This window comes from Caballeronia sp. Sq4a (genome assembly GCF_023170545.1).
Classification (GTDB): Bacteria; Pseudomonadota; Gammaproteobacteria; order Burkholderiales; family Burkholderiaceae; genus Caballeronia.
Genome location: NZ_CP084252.1, coordinates 580,611 through 606,826, shown reverse-complemented (window position 1 = coordinate 606,826; position 26,216 = coordinate 580,611). Strand labels below are relative to the sequence as shown.

The 26,216-nt window shown below is 62.8% G+C and carries 23 protein-coding genes; 15 read left to right on the top strand and 8 right to left on the bottom strand.

Going from position 1 to position 26,216, the window contains the following annotated elements; all coding sequences use genetic code 11:
• Positions 1–175 precede the first annotated feature (175 nt).
• The gene (locus tag LDZ24_RS22315) at positions 176–451 is read left to right on the top strand and encodes a hypothetical protein (protein ID WP_248323404.1); all 276 of its coding nucleotides are present in this window, start codon (positions 176–178) and stop codon (positions 449–451) included.
• Between the two features lie 112 nt (positions 452–563).
• Here the strand turns inward: LDZ24_RS22315 and LDZ24_RS22310 are convergent, their stop codons facing one another.
• Complete coding sequence (locus tag LDZ24_RS22310) at positions 564–1,901, bottom strand: EAL and HDOD domain-containing protein (RefSeq protein ID WP_248323403.1); 1,338 nt, start codon at positions 1,899–1,901, stop codon at positions 564–566.
• 291 nt (positions 1,902–2,192) lie between these two features.
• On the opposite strand from LDZ24_RS22310, the gene LDZ24_RS22305 reads away from it, so the two are divergent.
• The 3 genes from LDZ24_RS22305 to LDZ24_RS22300 all read left to right on the top strand — a co-directional run bounded on the left by LDZ24_RS22305 (position 2,193) and on the right by LDZ24_RS22300 (position 5,408).
• Positions 2,193–3,896, top strand: coding sequence for a methyl-accepting chemotaxis protein (locus tag LDZ24_RS22305; protein ID WP_248323402.1), 1,704 nt, complete (start codon positions 2,193–2,195; stop codon positions 3,894–3,896).
• A 510-nt stretch (positions 3,897–4,406) separates the two neighbouring features.
• On the top strand, positions 4,407–4,622 hold the full coding sequence (locus tag LDZ24_RS28205) for a flagellar biosynthesis anti-sigma factor FlgM (protein ID WP_371747469.1): 216 nt from the start codon (positions 4,407–4,409) through the stop codon (positions 4,620–4,622).
• 165 nt (positions 4,623–4,787) lie between these two features.
• Positions 4,788–5,408 (top strand): 2-hydroxychromene-2-carboxylate isomerase, encoded by a 621-nt coding sequence (locus tag LDZ24_RS22300; protein ID WP_248323401.1) that lies wholly within the window; start codon positions 4,788–4,790, stop codon positions 5,406–5,408.
• A 55-nt stretch (positions 5,409–5,463) separates the two neighbouring features.
• On the opposite strand, the gene LDZ24_RS22295 is transcribed toward LDZ24_RS22300, so the two are convergent.
• Positions 5,464–7,641, bottom strand: coding sequence for a TonB-dependent receptor (locus LDZ24_RS22295; protein WP_248323400.1), 2,178 nt, complete (start codon positions 7,639–7,641; stop codon positions 5,464–5,466).
• Between the two features lie 324 nt (positions 7,642–7,965).
• On the opposite strand from LDZ24_RS22295, the gene LDZ24_RS22290 reads away from it, so the two are divergent.
• Positions 7,966–9,687: a dihydroxyacetone kinase family protein gene (locus LDZ24_RS22290; RefSeq protein ID WP_248323399.1), complete on the top strand. Its 1,722-nt coding sequence runs from the start codon at positions 7,966–7,968 to the stop codon at positions 9,685–9,687.
• 66 nt (positions 9,688–9,753) lie between these two features.
• Here the strand turns inward: LDZ24_RS22290 and LDZ24_RS22285 are convergent, their stop codons facing one another.
• Entirely contained in the window at positions 9,754–10,923 is a 1,170-nt protein-coding gene (locus tag LDZ24_RS22285; RefSeq protein ID WP_371747468.1) for a branched-chain amino acid ABC transporter substrate-binding protein, read from the bottom strand.
• A 296-nt stretch (positions 10,924–11,219) separates the two neighbouring features.
• On the opposite strand from LDZ24_RS22285, the gene LDZ24_RS22280 reads away from it, so the two are divergent.
• The 7 genes from LDZ24_RS22280 to LDZ24_RS22250 all read left to right on the top strand — a co-directional run bounded on the left by LDZ24_RS22280 (position 11,220) and on the right by LDZ24_RS22250 (position 18,883).
• Positions 11,220–12,179, top strand: coding sequence for a 4-hydroxyproline epimerase (locus LDZ24_RS22280; protein ID WP_305854729.1), 960 nt, complete (start codon positions 11,220–11,222; stop codon positions 12,177–12,179).
• Positions 12,161–13,381: an FAD-binding oxidoreductase gene (locus tag LDZ24_RS22275; protein ID WP_248323397.1), complete on the top strand. Its 1,221-nt coding sequence runs from the start codon at positions 12,161–12,163 to the stop codon at positions 13,379–13,381. The genes LDZ24_RS22280 and LDZ24_RS22275 overlap by 19 nt, the downstream gene beginning before the upstream one ends.
• Positions 13,374–13,643, top strand: a complete 270-nt coding sequence (locus tag LDZ24_RS22270; protein ID WP_248323396.1) for a 2Fe-2S iron-sulfur cluster-binding protein — start codon at positions 13,374–13,376, stop codon at positions 13,641–13,643. The genes LDZ24_RS22275 and LDZ24_RS22270 overlap by 8 nt, the downstream gene beginning before the upstream one ends.
• Positions 13,640–14,926 (top strand): FAD-dependent oxidoreductase, encoded by a 1,287-nt coding sequence (locus tag LDZ24_RS22265; protein ID WP_248323395.1) that lies wholly within the window; start codon positions 13,640–13,642, stop codon positions 14,924–14,926. Before LDZ24_RS22270 ends, LDZ24_RS22265 begins: the two co-directional genes overlap by 4 nt.
• Positions 14,927–15,151: 225 nt before the next feature.
• Positions 15,152–16,096, top strand: coding sequence for a dihydrodipicolinate synthase family protein (locus tag LDZ24_RS22260; RefSeq protein WP_248323394.1), 945 nt, complete (start codon positions 15,152–15,154; stop codon positions 16,094–16,096).
• A gap of 224 nt (positions 16,097–16,320) precedes the next feature.
• Positions 16,321–16,608, top strand: coding sequence for a DUF1330 domain-containing protein (locus tag LDZ24_RS22255; RefSeq protein WP_248323393.1), 288 nt, complete (start codon positions 16,321–16,323; stop codon positions 16,606–16,608).
• Positions 16,609–17,668: 1,060 nt separating this feature from the next.
• On the top strand, positions 17,669–18,883 hold the full coding sequence (locus LDZ24_RS22250) for a right-handed parallel beta-helix repeat-containing protein (protein ID WP_248323392.1): 1,215 nt from the start codon (positions 17,669–17,671) through the stop codon (positions 18,881–18,883).
• Positions 18,884–18,987: 104 nt separating this feature from the next.
• Here LDZ24_RS22250 and LDZ24_RS22245 read toward each other — a convergent pair whose 3' ends face one another.
• Entirely contained in the window at positions 18,988–20,055 is a 1,068-nt protein-coding gene (locus tag LDZ24_RS22245) for a tartrate dehydrogenase (RefSeq protein WP_248323391.1), read from the bottom strand.
• Positions 20,056–20,260: 205 nt separating this feature from the next.
• Here LDZ24_RS22245 and LDZ24_RS22240 point away from each other — a divergent pair, with 205 nt between their 5' ends.
• From LDZ24_RS22240 to LDZ24_RS22230, 3 genes are read left to right on the top strand one after another with little or no spacing between them, the layout of a single operon-like run.
• On the top strand, positions 20,261–20,818 hold the full coding sequence (locus tag LDZ24_RS22240; RefSeq protein WP_248323390.1) for a (2Fe-2S)-binding protein: 558 nt from the start codon (positions 20,261–20,263) through the stop codon (positions 20,816–20,818).
• Positions 20,815–21,825 (top strand): xanthine dehydrogenase family protein subunit M, encoded by a 1,011-nt coding sequence (locus LDZ24_RS22235; RefSeq protein WP_248323389.1) that lies wholly within the window; start codon positions 20,815–20,817, stop codon positions 21,823–21,825. The genes LDZ24_RS22240 and LDZ24_RS22235 overlap by 4 nt, the downstream gene beginning before the upstream one ends.
• Entirely contained in the window at positions 21,822–24,086 is a 2,265-nt protein-coding gene (locus tag LDZ24_RS22230) for a xanthine dehydrogenase family protein molybdopterin-binding subunit (protein ID WP_248323388.1), read from the top strand. Before LDZ24_RS22235 ends, LDZ24_RS22230 begins: the two co-directional genes overlap by 4 nt.
• Before the next feature lie 32 nt (positions 24,087–24,118).
• On the opposite strand, the gene LDZ24_RS22225 is transcribed toward LDZ24_RS22230, so the two are convergent.
• The 4 genes from LDZ24_RS22225 to LDZ24_RS22210 all read right to left on the bottom strand — a co-directional run bounded on the left by LDZ24_RS22225 (position 24,119) and on the right by LDZ24_RS22210 (position 26,182).
• Positions 24,119–24,961 (bottom strand): alpha/beta fold hydrolase, encoded by an 843-nt coding sequence (locus tag LDZ24_RS22225; RefSeq protein WP_248323387.1) that lies wholly within the window; start codon positions 24,959–24,961, stop codon positions 24,119–24,121.
• Positions 24,962–25,099 carry a DUF3563 family protein gene (locus LDZ24_RS22220; RefSeq protein WP_248323386.1) on the bottom strand — a complete coding sequence of 46 codons (138 nt, stop codon included), beginning with the start codon at positions 25,097–25,099 and terminating at the stop codon, positions 24,962–24,964. It abuts the gene before it with no gap.
• Positions 25,100–25,175: 76 nt separating this feature from the next.
• Positions 25,176–25,352 (bottom strand): hypothetical protein, encoded by a 177-nt coding sequence (locus LDZ24_RS22215; RefSeq protein ID WP_248323385.1) that lies wholly within the window; start codon positions 25,350–25,352, stop codon positions 25,176–25,178.
• Positions 25,349–26,182 (bottom strand): class I SAM-dependent methyltransferase, encoded by an 834-nt coding sequence (locus LDZ24_RS22210; RefSeq protein WP_248323384.1) that lies wholly within the window; start codon positions 26,180–26,182, stop codon positions 25,349–25,351. Before LDZ24_RS22210 ends, LDZ24_RS22215 begins: the two co-directional genes overlap by 4 nt.
• Positions 26,183–26,216 lie beyond the last annotated feature (34 nt).

Sequence of the window (26,216 nt, the reverse complement as noted above, 5' to 3'; positions counted from 1 at the left end):
GTATGCGGGTCCGTGTCTTGCTTCGTACCTTTGCGTTCGCTAGCTTCAGCCACGCTTCTTGGATGGCGGTAGCGGCGAGTCATCCGAGAACATGCATCGAGCGTTGAACGCTATGCAACGCAAAGCCTCGCGTCGCCTACGCTCGATCTCTCACTACCGGGTACGAAAAGACGATATGAAAACGAAAGCATCGATGTTCCTCGCCGCCGTTCTTGCAGCGGCAACTGTAGGCCAGGCGCAAGCAGCAGGATGTCTGAAGGGTGCAGCAGTAGGTGGTGTCGGCGGACATTTCGTAGGAAAGGGCCATGCGGTGCTGGGCGCGGCCGGCGGTTGTCTTGTCGGTCGACACATGGCTAACAAGAAGGCCAAGGAGGACGCGGCTGCCCGCACGCAGGCGCAGGCCGCGGCGCAGGATCAATCTAACGGGCAAGCCGCGAGGTCGCCGCAGTAAGGATCGACGCGGTCCGTCAAGCGTCTATTCGTTGGCGGAGGGTGCTTGCTGCGTAGGCTGTAAGCGTTCTTACTTCACGGCGCAACGTGACCGCGCGTGTCATCCCGCGAGATCACACGCAAACGCTGTCGTCCATCGCTTTCCCAGCGTCTCCGACCTCTATCGACGCGCTGTTTTTCTCCGGCCGGCTTTCGAATACCTCTGCGGCGCCAAGCAACTGCCCCAGTTCACCGCGGCGATCGGCGAGCGCATCTCTAATGCTCTGCGCAAGCGGTAGTTCCTGCGCGAATTGAGCTTGCTCACGACCATAGATCACATGCAGCAGTGAAAGCATGCCTGTGAGCGAAGCCGTCTGAGCGAATGCGGTCTCCGAGGGGCGTTGTCGCAAAGCGGCTTGCATCATGAAAGACGCGCGCTGAGTGGCGAGTGCGATCACCGGGTCGCGACTGAGGTCCCCGGAATCCGGATGGTTGTAAAGCAGCAGACTGCACCATTCGAACAGTCGCGTCGTGCCGGTGACCGCCAGCGCATGATGCAAAGACGTAATCGCGGCTTGCTTGACATTGGCGCTCGCCGAGCAGTTCGCGAGCCGCATCAGTTGCGCGACGAGCACCGGCATGCCCGACAGCGCATTGACGATGCGCTGATCCGGCGCATCGTTGATCAGAAGGTTCAGCACTGCGAGCAGCTGTGAGACATCGGGGACGATACGGCGGGCCCGCAGAAGCTGCGGCCGGCTGAAATAGAAGCCCTGAACCAGATCGCAACCCGCGTCCAGGGCGGCCTGCAACTGCTGATGATCGTCCACTTTCTCTGCCACGACTATCTTGCTCGCGCGCTTCAGATCGCGGACCATCGCTTTCGCCGCAGCGGCATCGAGGGCGGGCCATTCCAGCTTCACGATATCCACGGCAGGCAGAAACGCTTCGATCTGCGGGGTGATCGCGACGACGTCGTCGATGGCGACGCGGAAACCGGCACGGCGAAGCGCGATGCAACGCTCCTTCAACGCGTCGTCCAGTTCGCATGTCTCGAGCACCTCGAGGACGAAGTGCTGGCTCGGAAGCATTTGCGGCAGCGCGGAATGCAGAAAATCGGCCGTGCAGTTGAGATAGCCGTCGAGACCATCCAGCACCGTAGTAAGCCCCAGCGCGCCCAGCGTGCGCTCGACGACCTCGGCCGTGCACCTGAAGCCATCGCTGATATTCGCCACGCCGCTATCGCCATCCCTGAACAGGAGTTCATAGGCCGCCAGGCGGCCCGCCCGGTCGACGATGGGTTGCCGCGCGACGCATGTCGTTGCAAGGCTGTTGTCGCCCGTCTGCGCACTGCGGCTCATGACTGAGTCTCCTTGTTGTTGGAATTGGCGTTGTTCGTGGCCTGGGCATTCGCCGCAGTCGAACGCGTTAACGGTGAGCGGCGGGAGAACTTGAGTCGAGATTTGCAGCATTCGCTGGATAGCCGATTAGAACGCGCAGCACGGCGAAGCAGGTTCCCGCGATCAAGCAAAAGACTGACTAGCTAGTCGACCGTGCCGCGCTCACGCCTCGAACGAGTACAGTCCCGACAAAAACGACCGATCGGTCACTTCTACCTTCCGAGCACGGCATTAGAGAGTGGCGCGAGCAAATTGACTGAATTGTCCGACCGCGCTGCCGATAAGCATTGACGTTCATATTCGATCAGCGGCAGCACGCGCGACTGCCGTATCGCACTCTTCACGCGCCACAACCAAAGCACGATGAAAAACCTCTCGATTCGGGCGCGGCTTGCGCTCACCATGGCTTTCCTCGGTTTGATGCTGACTCTTTCGGTGAGCTTCGGGCTGTACGGTATTAGCGCAATTCATGCATCGGCGAGAGACATCGCCGAGAATTCGCTTCCAGCCGTCAATGCACTCGGCATATCGAGCAACTTCACCGCGCGAGCCCGGCTGTCGCTCGACCGTTACGCGCTGGATCCCACCGCTCCCGACGCCAGCGGACTGCGCGCCCGCGCGGATGGATTCATGCGCGAATCCGACGAGTGGTTCAGCAAGTACAACGCCATTCCTCGCGGACCCGACGAAGACGCGCTCGCAAAGGACGTCGTCGCTGCGCGCGCCCAGATGCGCGAAGTCATCGAGAAGTTCGGCGCGGCAATCGAAGCGGGCGAGAAGGAAAACGTCTCTCGCCTCGCGCTCAAAGATTTGCCTGCGGCCTACAACCGGTGTATCGATGCGTTCGACAAACTGAAGTCCTACCAGCTTGCCGATGCCGTGCGCCAGGAAGCGGAGAACGACGCGCATGCATCGACATTGCGCATGCTCGGCGTGCTGGCGCTGCTCGCTGGCATCGCTGCTGCAGCGTTCGGCTGGTTCGTTCTGCGCCGGGCCATCATGACGCCGCTTGCAGAAGCGCTGAAGCACTTTGAACACATCTCCGCTGGCGATCTCACGCACGATGTGTCCATCAAGACGCATGACGAGATGGGGCAGTTGCTTGCGGGCGTTGCCACCATGAAAGACAAGTTGGCCGCCACTGTCGGAACGGTTCGGTCGAGTTGCGAAGCCATTGCGAGCGCCAGCAAGCAGATCGCGGCAGGCAATACGGACCTATCGTCGCGTACCGAAGAGCAAGCGGCATCGCTGCAGGAAACCGCCGCGAGCATGGAAGAACTGACCACCACGGTCAAGCAGAATTCGGAGAACGCCACGCAGGCGAGTAGCCTGGCGGACGACGCCAATGCCGTCGCCAACGAGGGTAGCGCTATCGTCAGTCAAGTGGTCGAGACGATGGCGGGCATCGAAGAGAGTTCGGCAAAGATCGCTGAAATCATCGGCATGATTGAGGGCATCGCTTTCCAGACCAATATTCTTGCGCTGAACGCTGCGGTGGAAGCCGCGCGGGCGGGAGAGCAAGGCCGGGGCTTCGCGGTGGTGGCGAGTGAAGTCCGCAGCCTCGCGCAGCGCTCGTCGGCCGCGGCGAAGGACATCAAGGAGCTGATCGAGACGTCAGGCACTCGTGTGCAAGCCGGGACGCAACTGGTGGCGAGGGCGGGCGACACGATGCAGCGCGTCGGCACTGCGATTCAGCGTGTCACCGACATCATGGGCGACATTGCATCTGCGTCTCACGAGCAGAGCCGCGGCATCGAGCAGGTGAATCAGGCCATCTCGCAGATGGACGAAGTCACGCAGCAGAACGCTGCGCTCGTCGAGGAAGCGGCAGCAGCAGCGGGCTCAATGGACAGTCAGGCGAAGCAACTGACGGCGGCCGTTGCTGTGTTCCGCACGGCGCATACGCTCGCTGGGACAACGACGGCATCCATGAACCGCGATGAGAAGCCGGCGACGCGACCGTCCCCTGTCAAGAAAGCGCCGGTCGTAGCGCGTATGGTGAAGCCAGCGGTCGCTGCTGCGGCAGTGTCCAGTTCGGCGACTGACGGCGACTGGTCGACGTTCTAAGGTCGCGGGGTGTCCTGGGGTCGCTGACGAAACCGGCCGTTGCGTCGGAGGTATCAGATCGGATGCATCGCCTTAGCGAAGATCCGAAGACCCCAAGGCTGCCGCTACTCTCAACGGCGCGACAACCAAGTTATGGATACCGTAGACGACCATTCGGCTTTCGACGACGACTCGCTAAGAGACGAGGCACGGGCATTGAGCCTCAGCATCGAGGTGATCCGTCGGGCTCGTGGACGAAGGAATCCGCGTGACTGCCGCCCGGGTAGCGAGGAGTGGACTCATGTCTCACTCGAATTCGTGCGTGATCTGCGCTGGGCCTTGGGCCTGGCCGACGACGAGACGTCGGACCGTCCCAAGACTGGCGATTGATCAGAGCCGGCGCTTCTCACGCGCTTGCATCACACTGCCACGACATTTTCCAGCCTTTTCGGGCGATGGCCGTCTGTACGGTAAAGGTTTCGACGCAGGCACCGTTAAGCAAAGCACAAGCCAGTGAGAGACCAAATCAGAATGACTCGAACGAACGACAGCGCAGACAAGCCCGGTCGAATCAATGTCCCGTGCGTAACGAACGACAGTAGCTCCACGCCTTCGGAGGTCAATACAGCCAAAGTCGGGTTCATCAAGATGCTACTGAAAGCCGGTGCCTACAGGCTCGATTCCGCGGCCATAGCGAATCGAATGCTGAGTAGCATACGACAGCGGCTGTCGACGGCATCACGATGACTAAAGCGAAAGGCGCAGAGATGCGCTAATCAATGACGTAACACGCGCCCACATGGGCTGGCTCGCAACGCCAAAGCCCGCCCGAAGCGCCGGGAATCTGCGGATAGCAGCCTCATTCCGATCCGGCGATAATGACCGTCATTCGACGAATCCGGAAGCGCGAAGATGGAAAAGGCCGAGTGGTTTTTCGACGTCGTATCCCCGTTTTCCTATCTGGCTTTTCACCGTCTGGAGGCGTTGCGGGATCGCCTGGACATTCAGCCCGTGCCCATTCTTTTCGCTGCGCTCCTGAAGCATTGGGGAACGCTGGGACCGGCAGAGATTCCGCCGAAGCGCATTCACACCTATCAGATGTGCGTCTGGCTTGCCGGCCGCCAGCGCGTACCGTTCGCGATGCCGCCGCGTCATCCATTCAATCCGCTTGCAGCGCAGCGCCTGCTCGTATCGCTGGGCGCGCGCACTGTCGATGTCGGTAAAGCACTCGACTTCGTTTTCGCCGACGGGCGCGATCCCGAAGTCGAATTTCAAGCATTCGCTAAGCAGTTCGGCGTCGACGATGCAGACGAGCGCGTCGGCTCGGCGGATGTCAAACGACAACTTAAGGACAAGACGCAGCGCGCAATCGATCTAGGCGTATTCGGTGTGCCGACGCTGGTGTTGCGAGACCGGCTGTTCTGGGGAAACGATGCCGTCGAGTGGGCCGAGGACTTCTATTCGCGGCCAACGCTTTTCGACGAACCGGCCTATGCGGCGGCGGCGCGAAGCGAGGTCGGAGTAAGGCGCTGATCAAACGTTGATGGCCGATCAGCGACTCGCCATTGTGTTTCGGTGACGAAAGCCGTTACCAGAGATAGGTCGCCTTCACGCCGAGGGTGCGCGGGGCCGAGAACGCATATCGGTAAGAGTCATCGAACGTATATTCCTCTGCGGCCGTGAAGACGCGCTGATTCGTCACGTTTCGCACGTACGCCATTATTTCGAAGTCCTTATGGACCGGCGTCCAGGTGGCAGAGAGATCAGCGGTCAGATAGGGCTTCTGGTAATCGTCCGCGTAGTTATAGATCGTGAAGTGCTGACCCGTCTGAAACTTCGCGTCCACGCGGCCGACGATTCGCCCGGCTGCCGTCATCCACGTATGTTCGAGCCCGAAGCCGACAGTGAACGTGGGGCTTTGCGGCGGCGCGTTGCCGGCGAGCTGGACGTTGTGTCCGCTGCCATCGTTCACGACGAAATCCGTAAAGCGCGCGTGCAGCCACGCGACCGACAGCGTGAGCAAGCCAACCGGATCGACCAAAGCGCGGATATCCGCGTCCGCGCCATAGATGCGCGTGCGGCCCGCGTTGACGATGCTCGTTCCCGTTCGCCCGTCCGCGAACGGCACGAGTTGCGCAATCTGCTGGCCCGAATAGTCGTAGTCGAAGACGCTTGCGTTGATCTGCACGCGCTGCGCGTTCCAGAGCGATTTCGTGCCGAGCTCGACGCCCTTCAGCGTCTCCGGCGCATACGATCCCGAGGATGAGAACCCGCCCGACTTATAGCCGGTGTCGTAGCGAATGTAGGTCATCCATGCCGACGTGGGCGCATATTCGGCCGCGAGATGAACCGTCGGCTTCGACCATGCACCGGAGTTGTTTTGCGGCACATGCGTATAGACGAAGGGCGGTTCATTCGAATTGGCGAAGTAGTACTCGCCATCGCGGCTCTTCTCGTCGCGCGTCACGCGCATGCCCGCGGTCAGTCTGATCTTGTCGGTCAACCAATACGACGACTGGCCATACGCCGCCGTCGATGTGGTGCGAATGCCATACGCGAACGCAAGCGTGGGCAGATACATGCCGCCATCGAACGGCGACTCGTTCGCGCTCGACAGCGACGACGACTCGCGAAAGTACGACACGCCCGCCTGCCAAGACAATCGCCCGTTGCCGAGCGAACTCACGCGCACTTCCTGATTCAGCGTCTTCGGAAACTCATTCTGCCGGTACGACACCGGCTCGGCGAAACTCGGGCTGCTGTCGGCTGCGTGACGCCATGTCAGATTGTCGTAGCTGCCGGTATAACTCAATTCGACGCTCGGGAAGTCGTAGGCGACATTCCATCGCGCGATCGTATCCTCGATGCTTTGCGATTGCGGCGTCGCATACGTGAACGTGCGCGGGTCGGCAGGAAAGGGCGGCTTGTCGTGCGAGAGGTTGCCGTTCGCATCGTAGCGATACGGAATGTCGAGCGACACGGGGCCGACGCCTTTCATCGACGTCTGTTGCGCAGTAAACAGCATGCGCAGATGCGAGGTCGGTTCGAGCGCGACCGAAAGCCGTCCCGAGCGCGTGTCCTCGTCGTCGCCGTCTGCCTGCGGCGCATTGTTCAGATAGCCGTCGTGCCGGCGCGAGATAGCGGCCACGCGAAACTGCAGGACGTCGTTCACGGGAACGTTGATCATCGCCTCCAGATTGCGCGTCGCGTAGTTGCCGAGATCGACCGATGCGCGGCCCTCCGCGATCCGCGACGGCTTCGCGGTCACGATATCGATGATGCCGCCCACTGCGTTGCGTCCGTAGAGCGTGCCCTGGGGTCCGCGCAGCACCGAGATGTGGTCGACATCGTAGAGCGTGCCGCTCAATGCATACGGGCGATTGTTCGAGCTGCCATCGGTCACGACGACAACGGACGGGTCGCCGATCTCAGTCGTGTCGCGACTGGAGATGCCGCGAATCGTCAGCACGGGCACGACCGTCTGCACCTGCGCATAGTTGAGGTCCGGCGCGATGGCGGCAAGCGACTTGATATCGCTCACGCCTGTGCTGTCGAGAAAGACACCGCCATAGACGCTCATCGCGATAGGCGTGCGCTGTGCCGGCGCGGGCAGCTTCTCTGCCCTGACGATGATGGGCTCCAACTGCTGTTCGGCCGGACTGTTTCCATCGGCATGAACGCAGGGAGAAAGCACGATGCAGACGACAAGCACGCTCGCTGCCGATGCACGGCGGCGATAAGCGACTGACTTACTGGGGAAGAACATGACAATCGCAGTCTGAATGCAGCACAACACCTGCGATTGCTACGGAGGCTGTCGGACACTGCTGGCCATCCCTGCTCTCGAGGGAGATATGACCGGTTGGAAAATTTTACTGCGCGTATGCGCCGCAAAGCGACGGATTATAACGTTGCCCACCCTTGGTTATGGTAGGGGCGTTGCAACGTTTCGCGTGTTGTCGCCTCCACGAGACACGCGTCCGCCTTCTCGAATACGAGCATGGAATCTCGCGGACTGCGCGCGGTCGCAGCAACGGATTGTCCGATGCGGCAAACTGTGAGCCACCGTTGACTGCCACAAGAGAAAGCCATGAAGAAACTGATCAACAGCCCGCATGACGTCGTGCGTGAAATGCTCGAAGGCGTCGCGCGGCAAGCGCCCCACGTCGCGATTCTCGGCGCTGAAAACGTGCTCGTGCGACGGGAGCAGAACGAAGCCACGGATCGCCCCGTGTCGGTGATATCGGGCGGCGGCAGCGGCCACGAACCCGCGCATGGCGGGTACGTCGGCGCGGGCATGCTGAGCGCCGCGGTCTGCGGCGAAGTGTTCACGTCACCGTCCACAGACGCCGTGCTCGCCGCAATCCGCGCAACCGCCGGTTCGCGCGGCGCGGTACTGATCGTCAAGAACTACACGGGCGATCGCCTCAATTTCGGCCTCGCTGCGGAATTGGCGCGCGCAGAGGGCATCCCGGTCGAGGTCGTCATCGTGGCCGACGACGTTGCCTTGCGCGATGAGACGGCACGCGATCGTCGGCGCGGCATCGCTGGGACGGTGCTCGTGCACAAGGTCACGGGCGCGGCGGCTGCCCGTGGAATGACGCTCGAAGAAGTCGCGTCCGTCGCGCGCAACGCAGCGGCGAATCTCGGCACGATGGGCGTCGCGCTCGATGGCTGCACCATTCCCGGCGCGGAGAAATCGGGCTTCACGCTCGGCGATGACGAGATCGAATTGGGGCTCGGCATCCACGGTGAGAAAGGCGTCGAGCGTACCGCGATGCTGCCCGCCGATGCGCTTTGCGACGTGCTCATTTCAAGCATCGTCGATGAACTGGCGCTCGCGAGCGGCGAGCGAGTCGCGTTGCTGGTCAACGGGCTCGGCGGCACGCCGCAGATGGAGCTCGATATCGTGCTGCGAGCCGCTCACGAGAATCTTGCTGCACGAGGCATTCAAATAGAGCGCGCATGGGCCGGGACGTTGCTCTCGGCGCTGGACATGCCGGGCTGCTCCATCTCGCTGCTGCGGGCGGACGACGCAACGCTGAATCTCCTCGATGCACCGACCGAGGCGCGTGCATGGCCCGGTGGTGGCATGGTCAATCGCGACATTCGCATCGACGGTCCCGCGCAGCCGTCCCCGACCGCAGCGGCCGCGCAGGCAGAACCGAATCAATGGACGCGCGCGATGAAAGCGGCGCTGCAATCCGTAGCGGATACGTTGATCGAAAACGAACCGAGGCTCACCGAACTCGATTCCGTCGCCGGAGATGGAGACCTCGGCGCGAGCATGAAGCGCGCCGCGCATGCCCTGCTCGAAGTAAGCGAAAGCGATCTCGGCACGCCTGCGAGCGCCCTGGCAGCGCTGAGCGTGGCGCTGCGCCGCGCGATTGCGGGCAGTTCGGGGCCGTTCTATGCAACCGCGCTGATGCGCGCGTCGCGGCACCTGGCAGAGATCGGCGATGCATCGGCGCTCGATTGGGCGCATGCGTTCAGAGCGGCAGTCGAGGCGATCAGCGATCTGGGTGGCGCGAAAGCGGGCGATCGAACGATGCTGGATGCGCTCTTTCCCGCCGTGTCCGCCTATGAAGAGGCGCTGACTTCCGGTAGTCCCGCGCATCGGGCGTGGGAAGTGGCAGTGTCGGCAGCGCAGCAGGGCGCGCAGAACACCGCGCAGATGACGCCGAAGGCGGGTCGCGCAAGCTATCTGGGCACGCGCGCCGTCGGTTCGCCGGACGCAGGCGCCGTGGCGGTCTCGCTGTGGCTCGCGGCGCTGTTGCCGCATATCGGTGCCGGTCAACGCACGACTGACTGATCGCGCCCACTGACATTCACCCAACGGTGGCCGCGCTTATCCAAGCACGCGGCCACCGCGTTTGCGTTACTTCGTGCCGACGGTTTGCAACGGCACCCACTTGCCATTGGCGACTTTATAGACCGTCACGCCGCCGTATTTCAGATCGCCGTAATTGTCGTACGACAGCTCGCTCGTAGTCACGCCTTTCATGTTCGTGCTCTTGAGCGCAGTAAGGAACACGCGCGGATCAGTGGAATCCGCTTTCTTCATTGCGTTGAAAACGGCCATGGTGCCGTCGTACGCATACGGCGCGTACAGCTCCACCGGCTTGCTGAAGTGCGCCTTGTAGTGCTCGGCGAACGCGTTGCCGCCCGGCATCTGCGCAAGCGGACTTCCCTCGGATGCCGCCAGCGTGCCTTCCGCCGCGCCGCCTGCGATCTTGATCAGGTTCTCGGACTGAAGCATGTCCGGGCCGATCAACACCGCCTTGATCGCGAGCGAACGCATTTGCTTCAGCATCGGCGCGGCTTGCGTATCGGCGCCGCCGTAGAAGACCGCATCCACGTCAGCGGACTTGATCTTCGTGAGAATCGCGCGAAAATCGACGGCCTTATCTGTTGTGTACTCCTGATCAACAATCGTCGCGCCCGCCGCCTTGGCTGCTTTCGCGAACTCTTCGGCAACGCCCTGGCCGTACGCGGTGCGGTCATCGACAATGGCGAGCCGCTTGAACTTGAGGCCCTTCGCGACGTATTCGCCGAGCACGCTGCCGAGTTGCGTATCGGATGTCAGCAGGCGAAACGTCGTCGGCAACCCGAGCCGCGTGTAGGAGGGCGCGGTCGCCATCGCGACTTCGGGAATGCCCGCTTTCGCATAGATCGGCGCGGCCGGAATGCTGGTGCCCGAGTTGTAGTGGCCGATGACAGCGACCACGCCATCGTCCACGAGCTTTTGAGCGACCGTGGTGCCGGTACGCGGATCGGCCTGATCGTCCTGCGCGTTGAGCACGAACTGAACGGGCTGACCGCCGATGACCGGCTTGGTCGCATTCATGTCTGCAATCGCGAGCTCGACGCCGCTCCGAAAATCCGCGCCGTAGTGCCCCTGGCCGCCGGTGAGCGGCGCCGCAAAGCCGATCTGGACGTTCTGCGGCGATGCCGACGCAGCCAGCGCGTACGGTGCGCTGGCGAAGGTGGAGCACGCAACCAGCGCGGCCGATACGTACGAAGTGGCGACTTTCATTGTCTCAGGCATCCTCTTTGGTTTGATCGTGTGTCGTAGTGTGGTGTTCTTTGTGGGCTTCATCGGCGCCGTCCAAGCACGGCGCGCACAAATATACGAAGCCGAAGATCGCCGCGTCTTGCGGGAAATAATCAGTGGCGATGCAGAAATCCGCATAGTTGCGCGGCGTTCGAGCGGCAGCGGCGCTATGTGCGTTGACTAGTCGGGTTTGTACCCGTGTTTGCGACACGCGAAGCTATGCCGATTTCATCACTCGCGCAGACGCGTTCGGCCAAGACGCTGGCAGTGCGCGCGCTTACCATTGCCTCATGAAAACACTCACTCACATCGAAGTCGTCGACTCCCATACCGGCGGAGAGCCGACTCGACTCGTCATCTCGGGCGGCCCCGATCTCGGTCGCGGTCCGCTGCCCGAACGCCTCGAGATTTTTCGCCGCGACTACGATCGTGTGCGCGCGGGCATCGTCAATGAGCCGCGCGGCTCGGACGTCATGGTTGGCGCGTTGTTGTGCGAACCGCACGATCCATCGTGCTCGGCGGGCGCCATCTTCTTCAATAACGTCGGCTTTCTCGGCATGTGCGGTCACGGCACTATCGGGCTCGTCGTTTCGCTCGCGCATCTCGGGCGCATCCAGCCCGGCGTGCATCGCATAGAAACGCCTGTCGGGATCGTCGAAGCGGAACTGCACAGCGATCTCAGCGTCACCGTGCACAACGTTCCTGCCTACCGTTACCGTACGCAAGTGCCGCTCGACGTGCCGAATCGCGGGCGCGTGCATGGGGATATCGCGTGGGGCGGCAACTGGTTCTTTCTCGTGTCCGATCATGGCCAGGCACTTGACTTCGCGCGCGTCGAATCGCTGACGGACGTTGCATGGGCGATCCGCGAAGCGCTCGAAGCAAACGGCATCACGGGTGAAGGCGGCGCGGTCATCGACCATATCGAACTGTTCGCCGATTCGACGACGCCCGATGTCGATAGCCGCAACTTCGTGCTGTGTCCCGGCAAGGCGTACGACCGCTCGCCGTGCGGAACGGGCACGAGCGCGAAGATCGCCTGTCTCGCGGCCGATGGCTTGCTTGCGCCGGGCGCGCTCTGGCGGCAGGAAAGCATCGTCGGCAGCGTGTTCGAGGCGCGTTATGAAAGCATGGACGATCACGCGGCGGGACGCGTGCGGCCGAGCATTCGCGGAACCGCGCATGTGAACGCCGAAGCGAAGCTCGTCTTTTCCAGCGACGATCCGTTCGCGTGGGGCATTCGCACGTGAACGCGCGTGCCGTCTCGGGACATGCCTGCCCGGATGTGATCGTGATCGGCGCGGGCATTGTCGGCGCGGCATGCGCGCGCGAACTCGCAAGCAAGGGCATGCATGTGCTCGTGCTCGATCGCGCGGGAATCGGCGGGGGCGTGACAGCGGCGGGCATGGGCCACGTCGTCGTGATGGACGATACGCCCGCTGAATTTGCGCTGTCGTCGTGGTCGCGTCAGCTATGGCTCGACCTCGCGCCGCGTCTCGACAAGCGTCAGGCTTTCGTGCGTTGCGGCACGCTCTGGGTCGCTGCCGACGACGAAGAATTCGATCTGGCGCGTGAGCGCCGCGATTCGCTCGCAAGCGAAAATATCGCATGCGACATGCTGGATACTCAGCAGTTGCGCGAAGCTGAGCCTGAACTGCGCGAAGGTTTCAGGGGCGGCATGATCGTCCCCGATGACGCCGTTGTCTACGCGCCGGCCGCCGCTGCGTGGCTGATCGCCGATGCATCGGGCGGAGGCCGCGTGAGTTGCAGGCTAGACGCACCGGTCGCGCGATTGACGCGCGAAGGCGTCGTGCTCGCGAGCGGCGAAGTCATCGCGGCGGGCGCGGTGCTCGTCGCGAATGGCTTGCAGGCCATCGACTTGATGCCCGAATTGCCAATGCAGGCGAAGAAGGGGCATCTGCTCATCACGGATCGCTATCCGGGCACCATCCGACATCAGATTCTCGAACTGGGCTATATCAAGAGCGCGCACAACGCGAGCGGTACGTCGGTGGCGTTCAACGTGCAGCCGCGTCCGACCGGGCAATTGTTGATCGGCTCGTCACGGCAGTTCGACAACGTGGATGCGGCCATCGAGCCCGAGATCATGGCGCGCATGCTTCGGCGAGCAAGCGAGTATCTTCCCCGGCTGCCGACGCTCAATGCAATTCGCGCGTGGACCGGATTCCGGCCCGCGACGCTCGACGGCTTGCCGCTCATCGGCCCGGCTGCCCAGTTCGTTAGCGACGATGCGGCGCACGTTCCGGTGTGGATTGCGACGGGACACGAAGGACTCGGCGTGACGACGGCGCTTGCCACCGCGAAGCTGATTGCCGCGCAAATGACGGGCGCGTCGTCACAATTGCCGATCGACGCGACGCCGTATCTGCCGTCGCGATTTCAGACGAGCCGCGTGACAGGTGGCATCAGCAACGGAGCCGTGCATGTCTGAGCGATCGTTGACGCTTCATATCGATGGACGCCCCTTGAGCGTGGCGAACGGCAGTTCGGTGCTGGCGGCCGTGGCGCTCGCCGCAGGTGGCGCGGGCTTCGTCACGCGGCGCTCGGTGAGCGGTGACGTCCGTGGTCCGTTGTGCGGCATGGGCATCTGCCAGGAATGCAGAGTGACGATCGATGGCGTGCGGCATCGGCTCGCTTGTCAGACGTTGTGCGCGCACGGTATGTCGGTTGAGACGGGAAGCGTAGCGCGATGAAGTTCGATATCCTTATCATCGGCGCGGGTCCCGCTGGACTTCATGCGGCGCGTATTGCGGCAGAAGCGGGCGTGCAAGTCGGCATCATCGACGATAACGCGCTGCCCGGCGGTCAGATCTGGCGGCAAGGGCCGCAACACGCGCCGAAAGGCCCGGCGCGCGCCGCCATCGACGCGCTAGCTCGGCATAAGAACATCGCTCGTCTCTGTGGTACGCGCGTGGTGCAATCGCTGCCCGGTAAGACCTTGCTCGTCGAAGATGCGGCGCGCGGCTATCAGATCGGCTACGAGAATCTGATCGTCGCGACAGGCGCGCGCGAGCGCTTTCTGCCGTATCCCGGCTGGACGTTGCCGGGCGTGACGGGCGCAGGCGGCTTGCAGGCGTTGATCAAGGGCGGCATGCCGGTCGAGGGACAGCGTATCGTGATTGCGGGCACCGGGCCGCTTCTTTGGGCCGCGGCCATCACGGCGCGCCAACACGGCGCGACGGTGGCGGCTATCGTCGAGCAGGCTTCGGCAAGCCATGTTCGGCGCTTCGCCAGCGGCCTGTTGAAGACGCCCGCGAAGCTGTTGCAGGCGGCGCGCATGCGCTTCGCTCTGCGCGCGACGCCTTATTATCGCGGCGCTTACGTCGCGGAAGCGCACGGCGAGACGCACATGACGCGGGTGCGCGTGCGTCATGGCGACGAAGACATGAACATCGATTGCGATCGTTTAGCTTGCGCATATGGACTCGTGCCGAACGTTCAGATCGGCATCGCGCTCGGCTGTGAGGTTGTCGAGACACGATTCGAAACAGCATTACGTGTGGATGAATGGCAGGCCACTTCCGTGCCCGATGTCTATGCTGCGGGCGAGTGCGCGGGCGTGGGCGGCATGGAGCTTGCCGCGCTCGAAGGCCGCATAGCCGCGCATGCGGCGATGGGCGATCGCGAGCACGCTCGGGCGCTCTTCGCGGCGCGCGACGCGTATCGGCAATTCGCGCGACGCATGCACGAGGCGTTCGAGTTGCATCCTGAGCTTCGCACGTTAGCCCAACCGGGCACCATCTTGTGCCGATGCGAAGACGTCGCTTTCGGCGATGCCTCGAAGTATCGCTCGTGGCGCGACGCGAAGCTGCACACGCGCTGCGGCATGGGACCGTGTCAAGGGAAGATCTGCGGTGAAGCGGCTGCGTTCTGTTTCGGCTGGAGGACGGATGCGCAGCGTCCGCCGTTCGTGCCGGCGCGCATCGCAACGTTACTGGAGGTCGAGTCGTCTCTCGATGTCGATCACGCGCAATGAGCGATGCGGCAGGAGAGACAACGCGAATGCGTACCTGCAATGTTCGCCGACCGGGCGTCAGCACGCAAATCGGCAAACCCTACGTCGCTGTGCCAATTTCGTCACTGGTTTTCAGGAATCGACGCAAGCCTGAATGCTTCTGGCTTGTGATACTGCGGCATATCGCCAGTCGCATCGGCGAGTTCAATCAACGAATCATAGTCACCGAATGTCGAGGGCAACAACATGGGCAACAACATCTTCACGGGCACCATTCCGGCGCTCATGACGCCGTGCACGGCCGATCGCACGCCGGACTACGACGCGCTCGTCTCCAAAGGGCGCGAGCTCGTCGGCCTCGGCATGAACGCAGTGGTGTACTGCGGATCGATGGGCGACTGGCCCCTTCTGAGCGAAGCGCAGCGTCAGGAAGGCGTGGCGCGGCTCGTCGAGGCCGGCGTCCCGACTATCGTCGGCACCGGTGCGGTGAATTCGAAGGAAGCCGTATCGCATGCAGCGCACGCGGCGAAGGTCGGCGCCAGCGGCCTGATGGTCATTCCGCGGGTGCTGTCGCGCGGTGCGTCGCCTGCCGCGCAGAAGGCGCATTTCTCTGCCATTCTGGAAGCGGCGCCAGCGCTTCCCGCAGTCATCTATAACAGCCCTTACTACGGCTTCGCCACGCGCGCCGATCTGTTCTTCGAGCTGCGGGCCAAGTACCCGAACCTGATCGGGTTCAAGGAGTTCGGCGGCGCAGCGGACATGCGCTATGCAGCGGAGAACATCACCAGCCAGGACGAGAACGTCACGTTGATGGTGGGCGTGGACACGCAGGTCTTTCACGGCTTCGTCAACTGCGGCGCGCGAGGCGCGATTACCGGCATCGGCAATGCGTTGCCGCGCGAAGTCTTGCACCTCGTCGATCTGTGCCGCAAAGCGAGCGATGGTGACGTGACGGCGCGTCGCCAGGCACGGGAACTTGAAAGCGCGCTTGCAGTGCTTTCATCATTCGACGAAGGCACGGATCTGGTGCTGTACTACAAATACCTGATGGTGCTCAACGGCGACAAGGAATACACGCTTCATTTCAATGAAACCGATGCACTCAGCGAAGCGCAACGCCGCTATGCAGAAACGCAATTCGAATTGTTCCGGAAGTGGTATGCCGGTTGGTCGAAAGAGATCAGTGCGTGAGCATTCAGGGGAAAGAGCGGCTTCGTAAGAGGCCGCTCAACGCGTGGGACGTCCGTAACGTACGCGCAATCGCCTTAATTGCGTCCATATCGTTTCCACGGCAGTGCGCGAAGCGTGAAAGCGAGCCATGCCGAGCTTTCTCGACATTGCTCTGTGCACCGAGGTCTTTGCCCCTTTCATGGCATCATCGTGCACACCTTCACACCACTGCGAAAGCGATTGCCATGGCCACTTACATTGTTTTTACAAGAGAGAGCACGCAAGATCAGCAGGAACTCGACGTATATCAAAGCAAGGTCGGCGAGACCTTGCAAGGTCATCCCGTGAAAGTTCTCGCCGCTTACGGACCTCAGCAAGCCCTCGAAGGCGATGCGCCCGAGGGTGTCGTGATCGTGGAGTTCCCGTCGACCGACGCCGCGCGTGCATGGTACGACAGTCCGGCATATCAAGAGGTTGCGCAGCATCGGTTCCGAGGCGCGCGGTATCGCGCCGTTCTTGTGGAAGGCGTGTAGCGCACATCCGCAGTGACCGATTGGCTCGTTCCACCAGGTCGACCGGTCACGGCGCACTCGCGATAACCTCTGCCGGTGTCGACAACGCAACCGGCAGTCTTCACGTCCTAGATCGTGCCGATGCGCTCGCATCGGCATTGACTCCGGCATGCGTTTCGTCGATGTCGGCAGTCGCATTGCGATTCGTTATCGTCGCGTCGGTCTTCAAGTCACGTCTCGGACCATCTTCTCCCAAGCTCTGCCTTTTCTCCTCTTTCTCGTTTCGAGCTGTCCCAACTACTCTTGCTTTCGTGCGCCTCAATGCATCGCATACCGATGCGTTGTGCCGCTAGTGTGTGCGCCTTGCCGGAGGTCGGAAGGGTGTCGTTTTGCACCACATAGCGGCTTCATGTAGTTAGGAACACGAATCGAAACAGCCAGTGCGCGAGCGATAACGCCCTAATTCACGCGCAAAGCTCAGAAGTAACTAGCCGCCTCAGCGCCTAGCCAAGGGAACAGAATGCCGAGAGACGTTGTAGCAAACGCTTACTTCGTCGTGCAAAGCGGTAAAACAATCGCCCCGCGCATCGTGCGGCAGGCAACGGGATATATCGGTGAACGAAGGCTCGTCGCTGGGTTAGAACGACCGCTTGTGCTCTTAGTCGGAAATAGCTACATCACTTGGGCAATCTGTTACACCAACTCTGAATAAGCTTATTAATAAAAGGGAATTATTTCGCCAAAACGGTCTGATCTTTGCCGTAAAGCAGACGAATGAAATAGTTTTCTCTACCTACGGTATGAATAAAAGAACGGGTTTTGCTCTTTCTTCCTGTTACAACAGGAAACCCGATCGGTAGTTTGCGGACAGTACACTCCGGTCTCCTTGAGCAAACATGAATAATTTCCCGTGTCGTCGAATCGTCTACTCAAAGCACAGACCGAAAATTCCCTGATTAGCGTCTCTAACAATCTCCACGCATCCCTTACGCGTAGAAAGTTCCTGTCATTCGTGATGGCGGGTGCAGGCAGCGCCGCCTTGGCCGCCTGTGGCGGCGGTAGTGAAACAAATGCCGACGGGATGGGCGATACCGCCGCCGTCGCAAAGGCCGCGTCGTCGAACGGAACGACTATTCCGCCCGCAGCATCCATCACCGATAGCTCGGGCGCCGTCTGGACGCTCGTCGGCGGCCATGCGGTGCGCAACGGCACGGCGATGGGAACCGGCTCCCCGGTCGCGTACACGACGCTCGTCTACCTCAATGGCGCCATCTACGGCCGCAACACGGCGGGCAACTGGTTCAAGAGCGGCACGACGCCGTGGCAGAACCTCGGCACCGCAGACCCGCGTGGCACCACTGCAAGCAGCGGCTCGCAAGGCACGAGCAACACCAGCACGGCCGGCGTGCTGCAAGACAAGTCGTTCGGCGTGAAGGGCGATGGCTCGACCAACGACCGCGCGGCGCTTCAGGCTGCCATCGACGGCTCAGTCGGTCAGATTCTCCTCATCACGGGCAAGAGCCGCATCGACGCGACTGGCCTCACGCTGCGCTCGAACACGCATATCCGCTTCGCGCCCGGCGCGTCGATCAAGCTGCTGTCGCACAACAGCACCGGATACCAGATGATGCGCGTGTGGGACGTGAGCAACGTGAACATCGAAGCACCGTACCTCGATGGCAGTAAGGAATTGAACTCGGCCACCTCCGGCCAATGGGGCATGGGCATTTCGATCAACGGCTCCACTGGCGTCACGATCACGAACCCGACTACGATCAACTGCTGGGGCGACGGCATCTACATCGGCAATAGCCAGAGCGGCTCGAACAAGCCGAGCTCGAACGTGTCGATCAGCGGCCACCACGCGAACGGCTGCCGCCGTCAAGGCGCGACGATTGTGTCCGGCAGCGGCATCACGTTCACGAATCCGCTGTGGGAAAACATCTCCGGCACGGCGCCGTCGTATGGTCTCGACATCGAGCCGAACGACAACAACGCAGTGCTCCAGGGCATCAAGATCGTCAGCCCGACGACTCGGGGTTGCACCGGCGGCGGCATTCTGGTCTACCTCGGCGCGTTCCCTGGACCAGTCGCGAAGAACGTCGACATCCAGATCACGAACCATACCGACACCTGCACGAGCGATTCGTTCGCGGTCGGCGGTCTCCGGCTGAACGGCAGCGTCGTGACGGGCGCGATCACCACCACGAACCCGGTGTGGAAGCGCAACTGGTATCTCAGTCAGTGGGACAGCAACGGCCCGAAGGTGTCGGTCGTGAATCCCAAGGTCGGCTAAGCTCGTAGATCGAGCGACGTAGCGAACCGTTCTGAACAAAACGAACGGTTCGCTATGAAGCGTTTCGAATTAGTTAGCAACCCGTACGAAATAGCGATACCTGGTCAGCCGAGCCGTTGCTCGATAGCTTCGCCGACTTCCTTCGTACTGGCCTTGCCGCCCAGGTCGCCCGTGTGCGGCCCTTCCTTCAGCACGGCCTCGATGGCGGACAGAATCGCATCGTGCGCGGGGCGCTGGCCGAGGAAGTCGAGCATCATCGCGGCGGACCAGATCATCGCGATAGGATTGGCAATGCCTTTGCCCGCGATATCCGGCGCGGAGCCGTGCACGGGCTCGAAGAGCGACGGAAACGCGCGCTCGGGATTCATGTTGGCGGACGGCGCAATGCCGATCGTGCCGGTGCACGCGGGCCCGAGGTCCGAAAGAATGTCGCCGAAGAGGTTCGTCGCGACGACGACATCGAAGCGGCCCGGGTTCAGCACGAAGCGCGCGCACAAGATGTCGATATGCTGCTTGTCCCATGCGACGTCCGGATACTGCGCGGCGATTTCCGCGGCGCGGGCGTCCCACCACGGCATGCTGATGGAGATGCCATTGCTCTTGGTCGCCACCGTGATCTTCTTCGCGCGTTGCTGCGCGAGATCGAACGCGAACTTGAGCACGCGCTCCGCACCATGACGCGTGAAGATGGAGGTTTGCGACACGAACTCGCGCTCGGTGCCTTCGAAACTGACGCCGCCGACGGACGAGTATTCGCCTTCGGTGTTCTCGCGCACGATCATGAAGTCGATGTCGCCGGCCTTGCGGTTGGCGAGCGGCGAAGGCACGCCGTCGAAGAGACGCGCCGGCCGCAGGTTGATGTATTGATCGAACTCGCGGCGGAACTTCAGGAGCGACCCCCACAGCGAGATGTGATCGGGAACGCTTTGCGGCCAGCCGACGGCGCCGAACAGAATCGCGTCGGCGGTTTCGAGTTGCGCCTTCCAGTCGTCGGGCATCATCTGGCCGTGCGCGGCGTAGTAATCGCAGCTTGCCCATTCGATGTGCTGGTACTCCAGCGCGATGCCGAAGCGTTGGCTCACTGCATCAAGCGCGCGCAAGGCTTCGGGCATCACTTCCTTGCCGATTCCATCGCCGGGAATCACGGCTATGCGGTACTGGCTCTTTGACATTTCGGTCTGGCTCCTTCCTGTCTGGGCGTTTTTTCTGTTCGCGGGGCGCGGGTCATTTGCTGCGCTTGCCTGATCGTACCCGGGTTCTCGCGGTTCTTGCATTTTGAGTCAGGTGGTCTGGCGTTACCCGTCGACTCCTTGTCGCCGCCAACACGGCACAAGGCACGGCGCGTGCTGCGCACCGGGATTCCCGCAAGGAGATCCCATGAACACCTCATCGACCGCGACCACGCTGGACGCGGACGCGCCGCACGCGCAGCGCGTCGCCTGCACGCTGAAGATCAACGGCGAATCGCGTAGTTTCGACATCGAGCCGTGGACCACACTGCTCGACCTGCTGCGCGAACACTGCCAGCTTACCGGCACGAAGAAGGGCTGCGACCACGGACAATGCGGCGCGTGCACCGCGCTCGTCGATGGCCAGCGCATCAATACGTGTCTCGCGCTCGCCGTTTCGTACGACGGCGCGGCCATCACCACGATCGAAGGGCTGGCTGACGGCGACACGTTGCATCCGATGCAGCAGGCGTTCATCGACTGCGACGCCTTTCAGTGCGGCTACTGCACGCCGGGGCAAATCTGCTCGGCCGTCGGCATGCTCGCGGAAGGACACGCCCACGACGCCGCCGAGGTGCGCGAAGCGATGAGCGGCAACGTCTGTCGCTGCGGCGCGTATCCGAACATCGTGCAGGCCATTCTGCAGGCGTCGGGCGGGCAAGGCGTCGAAGGAACCGCCGTTCAGAACGAGGAGGCGCGCCCATGAACCGCTTCTCCTACACGCGCGCGAACGACGTATCCGCGGCGCTCGAAGCGCACCGCGCGCCGTCGGCGGCGTTTCTCGCGGGCGGCACGAACCTCGTCGATCTGATCAGGGAAGGCGTCGCGCGCCCCGAACGGCTCGTCGATATCCGCCGGCTGCCGATGACCGGCATCGAGCCGAACGCGGACGGCGGCATCGACATCGGCGCGCTCGCCACGAACAGCGCCGTGGCCTACGACGAACGCATCGAGTCGCGCTATCCGCTGCTGTCGAAGGCGATTCTCGCCGGCGCGTCCGCGCAGATTCGCAATGTCGCGACCGTCGGCGGCAACATGCTGCAACGCACGCGCTGCCATTATTTCTACGACACCGCCACGCCATGCAACAAGCGCCAGCCGGGCAGCGGCTGCGGCGCGATGAATGGCGTCAACCGCATCCACGCCATTCTCGGCGCGAGCGAGCATTGCATCGCCGTTCATCCGTCTGACATGTGCGTAGCGCTCGCCGCGCTCGACGCGTCCGTGCGCGTCGCGAGCGACGACGGCGAGCGCGTCATCCCGTTCGACGCGTTTCACCGGCTTCCCGGCGATACCCCGCACATCGACACGAACCTGCGCGACGACGAGATCATCGTCGGAATCACCTTGCCCGCCGATGGCTTCGCTCAACACAACGCCTACGTGAAAGTGCGTGATCGCGCGTCGTATGCGTTCGCGCTGGTGTCGGTCGCGCTCGCGCTCAAGCTCGACGGCAATCGCATCGAAGAAGTGCGTTGCGCGCTCGGCGGCGTGGCCCATATGCCGTGGCGCAACCGCGACGCCGAAGCCGCGTTGCGCGGCAAGACGCTCGACGCCGCCACGGTGCGCGACTTTGCGAGCGCAATGGTGCGCGACGCGCGCGGCCGTCCCGGCAACGCATTCAAGATCGAACTGACCGCGCGCGCCATCGAGCGCGCTTTCGAACAGGCATCGGGTATCAGCCTCGCCAGCAGAGAGGACGACGCATCATGAATTCTCCGAACGAACTGGAACGCATTGCGCGGCAGGGCGCGCACTTCAGCGGCAAGCCCGTCAACCGCGTCGACGGCAGAAAGAAGGTGACGGGCGAGGTGCGATACGCAGGCGAATTCTTCGCGGATGACATGAGCTATGGCTTCGTTCTTCCGAGTCGCATCGCGAGCGGGCGCATCGTGTCGATCGAATCGCGGCGCGCGCTCGAATTGCCCGGCGTGCTGATGGTGCTCACGCATGAAAATCGCCCCGAGTTGCCGCTCAACGATGCCGCGTGGAAAGACCAGTCCGCGCCGGGCGGCATGCCGTTTCGGCCGCTCTGGGACGATCGCATCTGGTATAGCGGCCAGCCGGTCGCGCTCGTCGTCGCGGAAAGTTATGAGCTCGCGCGTCATGCGGCGTCGCTGATCGAAGTGACCTACGAGCGCACGAGCCACTGCACGGATCTGCGCGAAGTCGAGGCGGACAGCTATCCGCCATCGACCGAAAAAGGCGGCTTCGAGCCGCCGCCACCGCCGCGCGGCGATGCCGACGGCGCGCTGGCCGCGGCCGCGTTCAAGATCGACTGCCGCTATTCGACGCCGGCTGAGTATCACAACCCGATCGAGTTGCACGGCTGCACGGTCATTCCCGAGCCGTCCGGCAAGTTCATCGTCTATGAAAAGACGCAGGGCGTGCTCAACACCAAGCAGTATCTGACGAAAATCTTCGGCTTTGACGACGACATGCTCGAAGTCGTCTCGCCGTTCGTCGGCGGCGCGTTCGGCTCGGGCTTGCGTCCGCAATATCATCTGCCGCTGGCCGTCATGGCCGCGCGCGATCTGAAGCGCCCCGTGCGCGTGGTCTTGACGCGGCAGCAGATGTTCACGTTCGCGCACCGGCCGATGAGTCTGCAACGCGTCGCGCTGGCCGCGAACCGTGACGGCAAGCTTGAGGCGATCATCCACGAGGCGGTGTCCGAGACGTCGCAATACGAGGACTACTGCGACGTCATGGTGAACTGGGCCGGACAGCTCTATGCGTGCGACAACGTGCGGCTCGACTACAAGGTGAGCAAGCTCGACGTGCCGACGCCCGCCGACATGCGCGCGCCGGGCGCGGCGCAGGCGCTGTTTCCGCTGGAAATGGCGATGGACGAGCTCGCCGAGGCGCTCGGCATGGACCCGCTGAAGCTGCGGCTCATCAACTATGCGGAGCGGGACGGTAACAAGAACCTGCCGTTTTCCAGCAAGGCGTTGCGCGAGTGTTTCGAAGAGGGCGCGGCACGCTTCGGCTGGGACAAGCGTCCGCTCGCGCCGCGCTCGATGCGCGAAGGAAACGAACTCGTCGGCTGGGGCATGGCGACAGGCATCTGGGACGCAATGCAGAACGAGGCGTCCGCGCTCGCGGAGATCGGAGCGGACGGGCGAGTCGTCGTGGCGAGCGCGACGGCGGACATCGGCACGGGCACCTATACGGTGATGACGCAGCTCGCCGCCGATGCGCTCGGCGTGCCGCTCGAACACGTCGATTTCCGTCTGGGCGACAGCCGTCTGCCGAAGGCGCCGCTCGAAGGCGGATCGTGGACCGTGTCGTCGGTCGGAAGCGCGGTGCATGCGGCGTGCACGCGGCTGCGCGGCAAGCTCGCGTCGCTCGCGAAGGAACACGGCGGCGATGCGTTCGCGCGCGCGCAGCCGGACGCGGTGCGGCTCGACGGCGATTACGTCGTGTGCGGCGAAGGCACCGAGCAACGACTATCGCTGCGCGAACTGCTGACGCGCGCGGGCCTGAACTCGCTCGATGCGCAGGTGACCGTGACGCCGCACGACAAGCAGCAGTCGTACTCGATCGCCACGCACTCCGCGGTGTTCGTCGAAGCGCGCGTCGATGCGGCGCTCGGCACCGTGCGCGTGACGCGCGTGGTCAACGCGGTGGCGGCGGGTCGCATCGTGAATCCGAAGACGGCGGCGAGTCAGGTGTCGGGCGGCGTGGTGTGGGGCATCAGCATGGCGCTGCACGAGCACGGGCAATTCGATCACGAACTCGGCCGGCAGATGAACCACAACCTGTCGGAGTATCACGTTCCGGTGAACGCGGATATACACGACATCGACGTGATCTTCGTCGACGAGCACGACGACGTGGTGAATCCGCTGGGCGCGAAGGGCGTGGGAGAGATCGGCGTGGTGGGCGTGGCGGCGGCTGTCGCCAACGCAATCTGGCACGCGACGGGCAAGCGCGTGCGGGATTTGCCGATAACGCTCGACACGCTCTTCGCGTGACGGATGCGCGGGCGTAAGTCCGCGCCGACTTGCTAGCCGTATCTGAGCGCTTGCTCGCAACGCTTCGATCCCGGTTCGAAGATATGCCGCATGATCGCGTCGTTGACTTTCTCTGCGTGCGTGAGCGGCCCCATATGACCCGCGCCCGCGACGATCGCAAGCCGCGCACGCGGCAACATGTGCGGCAAGCGCTCGGCCAATGCACGCGTGGGTAGCGGCGCGTGCTCGCCGCGCATGACGAGAACGGGCATGCGCAAGTCAGCGTAGGGCGCATCGGACGTGGGTTCATCGAGCAGCGCGCGAAAGTCGAGCGGCGCTTTTGGCACCCAGCGCGTGAGCGCGGCTTTCACGGAGGGCCGTAGCGCCTCCCACGCACCCGCGCCGCCCCAATAGTCGACGAACGATGCCGCCGCTCCCCGATAGTCGCCGCAACTCACGCCATCGGCCGTGCGCTTCGATATCGCGTTGATTTCGGCGAGCGCGCGCGCGCCATGCTGGCCCATCGTCTTCAGCAGATAAAACGCCGATGGCTCGTAGAGCGATAAGCTCGCGATACGCTGCGGCCGTTCCATTGCGGCGCGAAGCGCCACGCCGCCTCCGTACGAGTGCCCGATGAGATGCACCTTGCCGCAAGTCGAATCGATGAGATCGACGGTTCTTTCGGCTTCATCGGCGAGCGTGAACGCGTGCTCGCCGCTCCACGGTCCCGTGCTGTCGCAGCCGTAGTGCTCGGGCGCGATGAACGATACGCGCGAGCCGAGCGCCTCGCTCAACTTGCGCCACTGTGCTGCGCCCGCGCCCGAGCAATGCAGCGCGATGACAGTCGATGCCGGCGACATCGGCTCCTTCGAGAATGCGTTGCGCATATCGTTCATCTACCTCTCCATATCGAGCGCACGCATGCGGCGCTCCAGTTCGACGATATCCGAAGCCGATGCGAGATAAGCATCGCGACGGCTGTTCTCCGCTCGATCGAGCGCCCGCTTGAGCCACAAGAAAAGATAGATGAACACGATCGCCTCCAACCACGCAGACTTGCGCGGTCCTTCGCATCGAACATACGAGGCGAAGGACCGAACCGAGCAGCGCTCAAACCACGACGCCGATCCGCGATAGCGCAAGCCGAAGTGTGAAGAAGCACACGGACGACAACAACGGCATGCCCATGCATAAGGACTCGCGCCGCAACTCTGTCGAAGAGACGAGCACGTGCAGGCGCAACCCGAAGTCCAGCGCTTCGTCGAGCATATGTTTGAGCAGGATCATTTCCTTTCCACCACGACTTCGAGGTATTCACTCGGCAAGACGAGGGTCTCGTCGCCGGAACGATTGCGACTCTCGATGAGCGCCATCAGATCAGCGAGAAACGCGGCTTGCCGCTCGCCTTCGAGCGCGGCGAAGGCCTTGTTCATCGGGCCGTAATAGCTGCGGAATACGTCGACGAAATGCTCCGCCGACCGGTAACGGAACACGAAACCACGCTTCGCCGCGCTGATGCGCGCCGCACCGCTTCCGAGCAATTCGGCGATGCGCGTCTCGGTGCCCCACTGCGCAGGCGACTTCACGCCAGTGGGCGGCGTGATGTATTGGCCCATCGTCTTGAACACCTGTCCGATGAAGCTCTCTGGCGTCCAGTTCGCCAGGCCGATTTTTCCGCCCGGCCGGCACACGCGCAGCAGTTCGCTCGCCGCCTGTTGCTGGTTCGGCGTGAACATGACGCCGAACGTCGATAGCACGACATCGAACGATGCATCCGGGAAAGGCAAGGCCTCGGCGTCTGCTTCCTGAAAGTGCACCGCGAGGCCTTCCGCTTGGGCGCGTGCGCGACCCGCATCGAGCAGCGAAGCGACATAGTCGGTGGAAATGACATCGCAATAACGGCGCGCGGCGGCGAGCGTCGCATTGCCGTTACCCGCTGCGACATCCAGCACGCGACTGCCCGAGCGCAGGTCGAGCGCCTCGCAAAGATGCTCTCCGACGATCTGCAAGGTAGTGCCGATGACTGCGTAGTTGCCCGTCGACCAGGCAGCGTGCTGACGGACCTTGACGGCGGCGAGATCGGCGGCGGGCGAGAATGCGGTAGCGACTGCGGACATGACATGGCTCCTGATAGACAAGATGGCAGCGTCG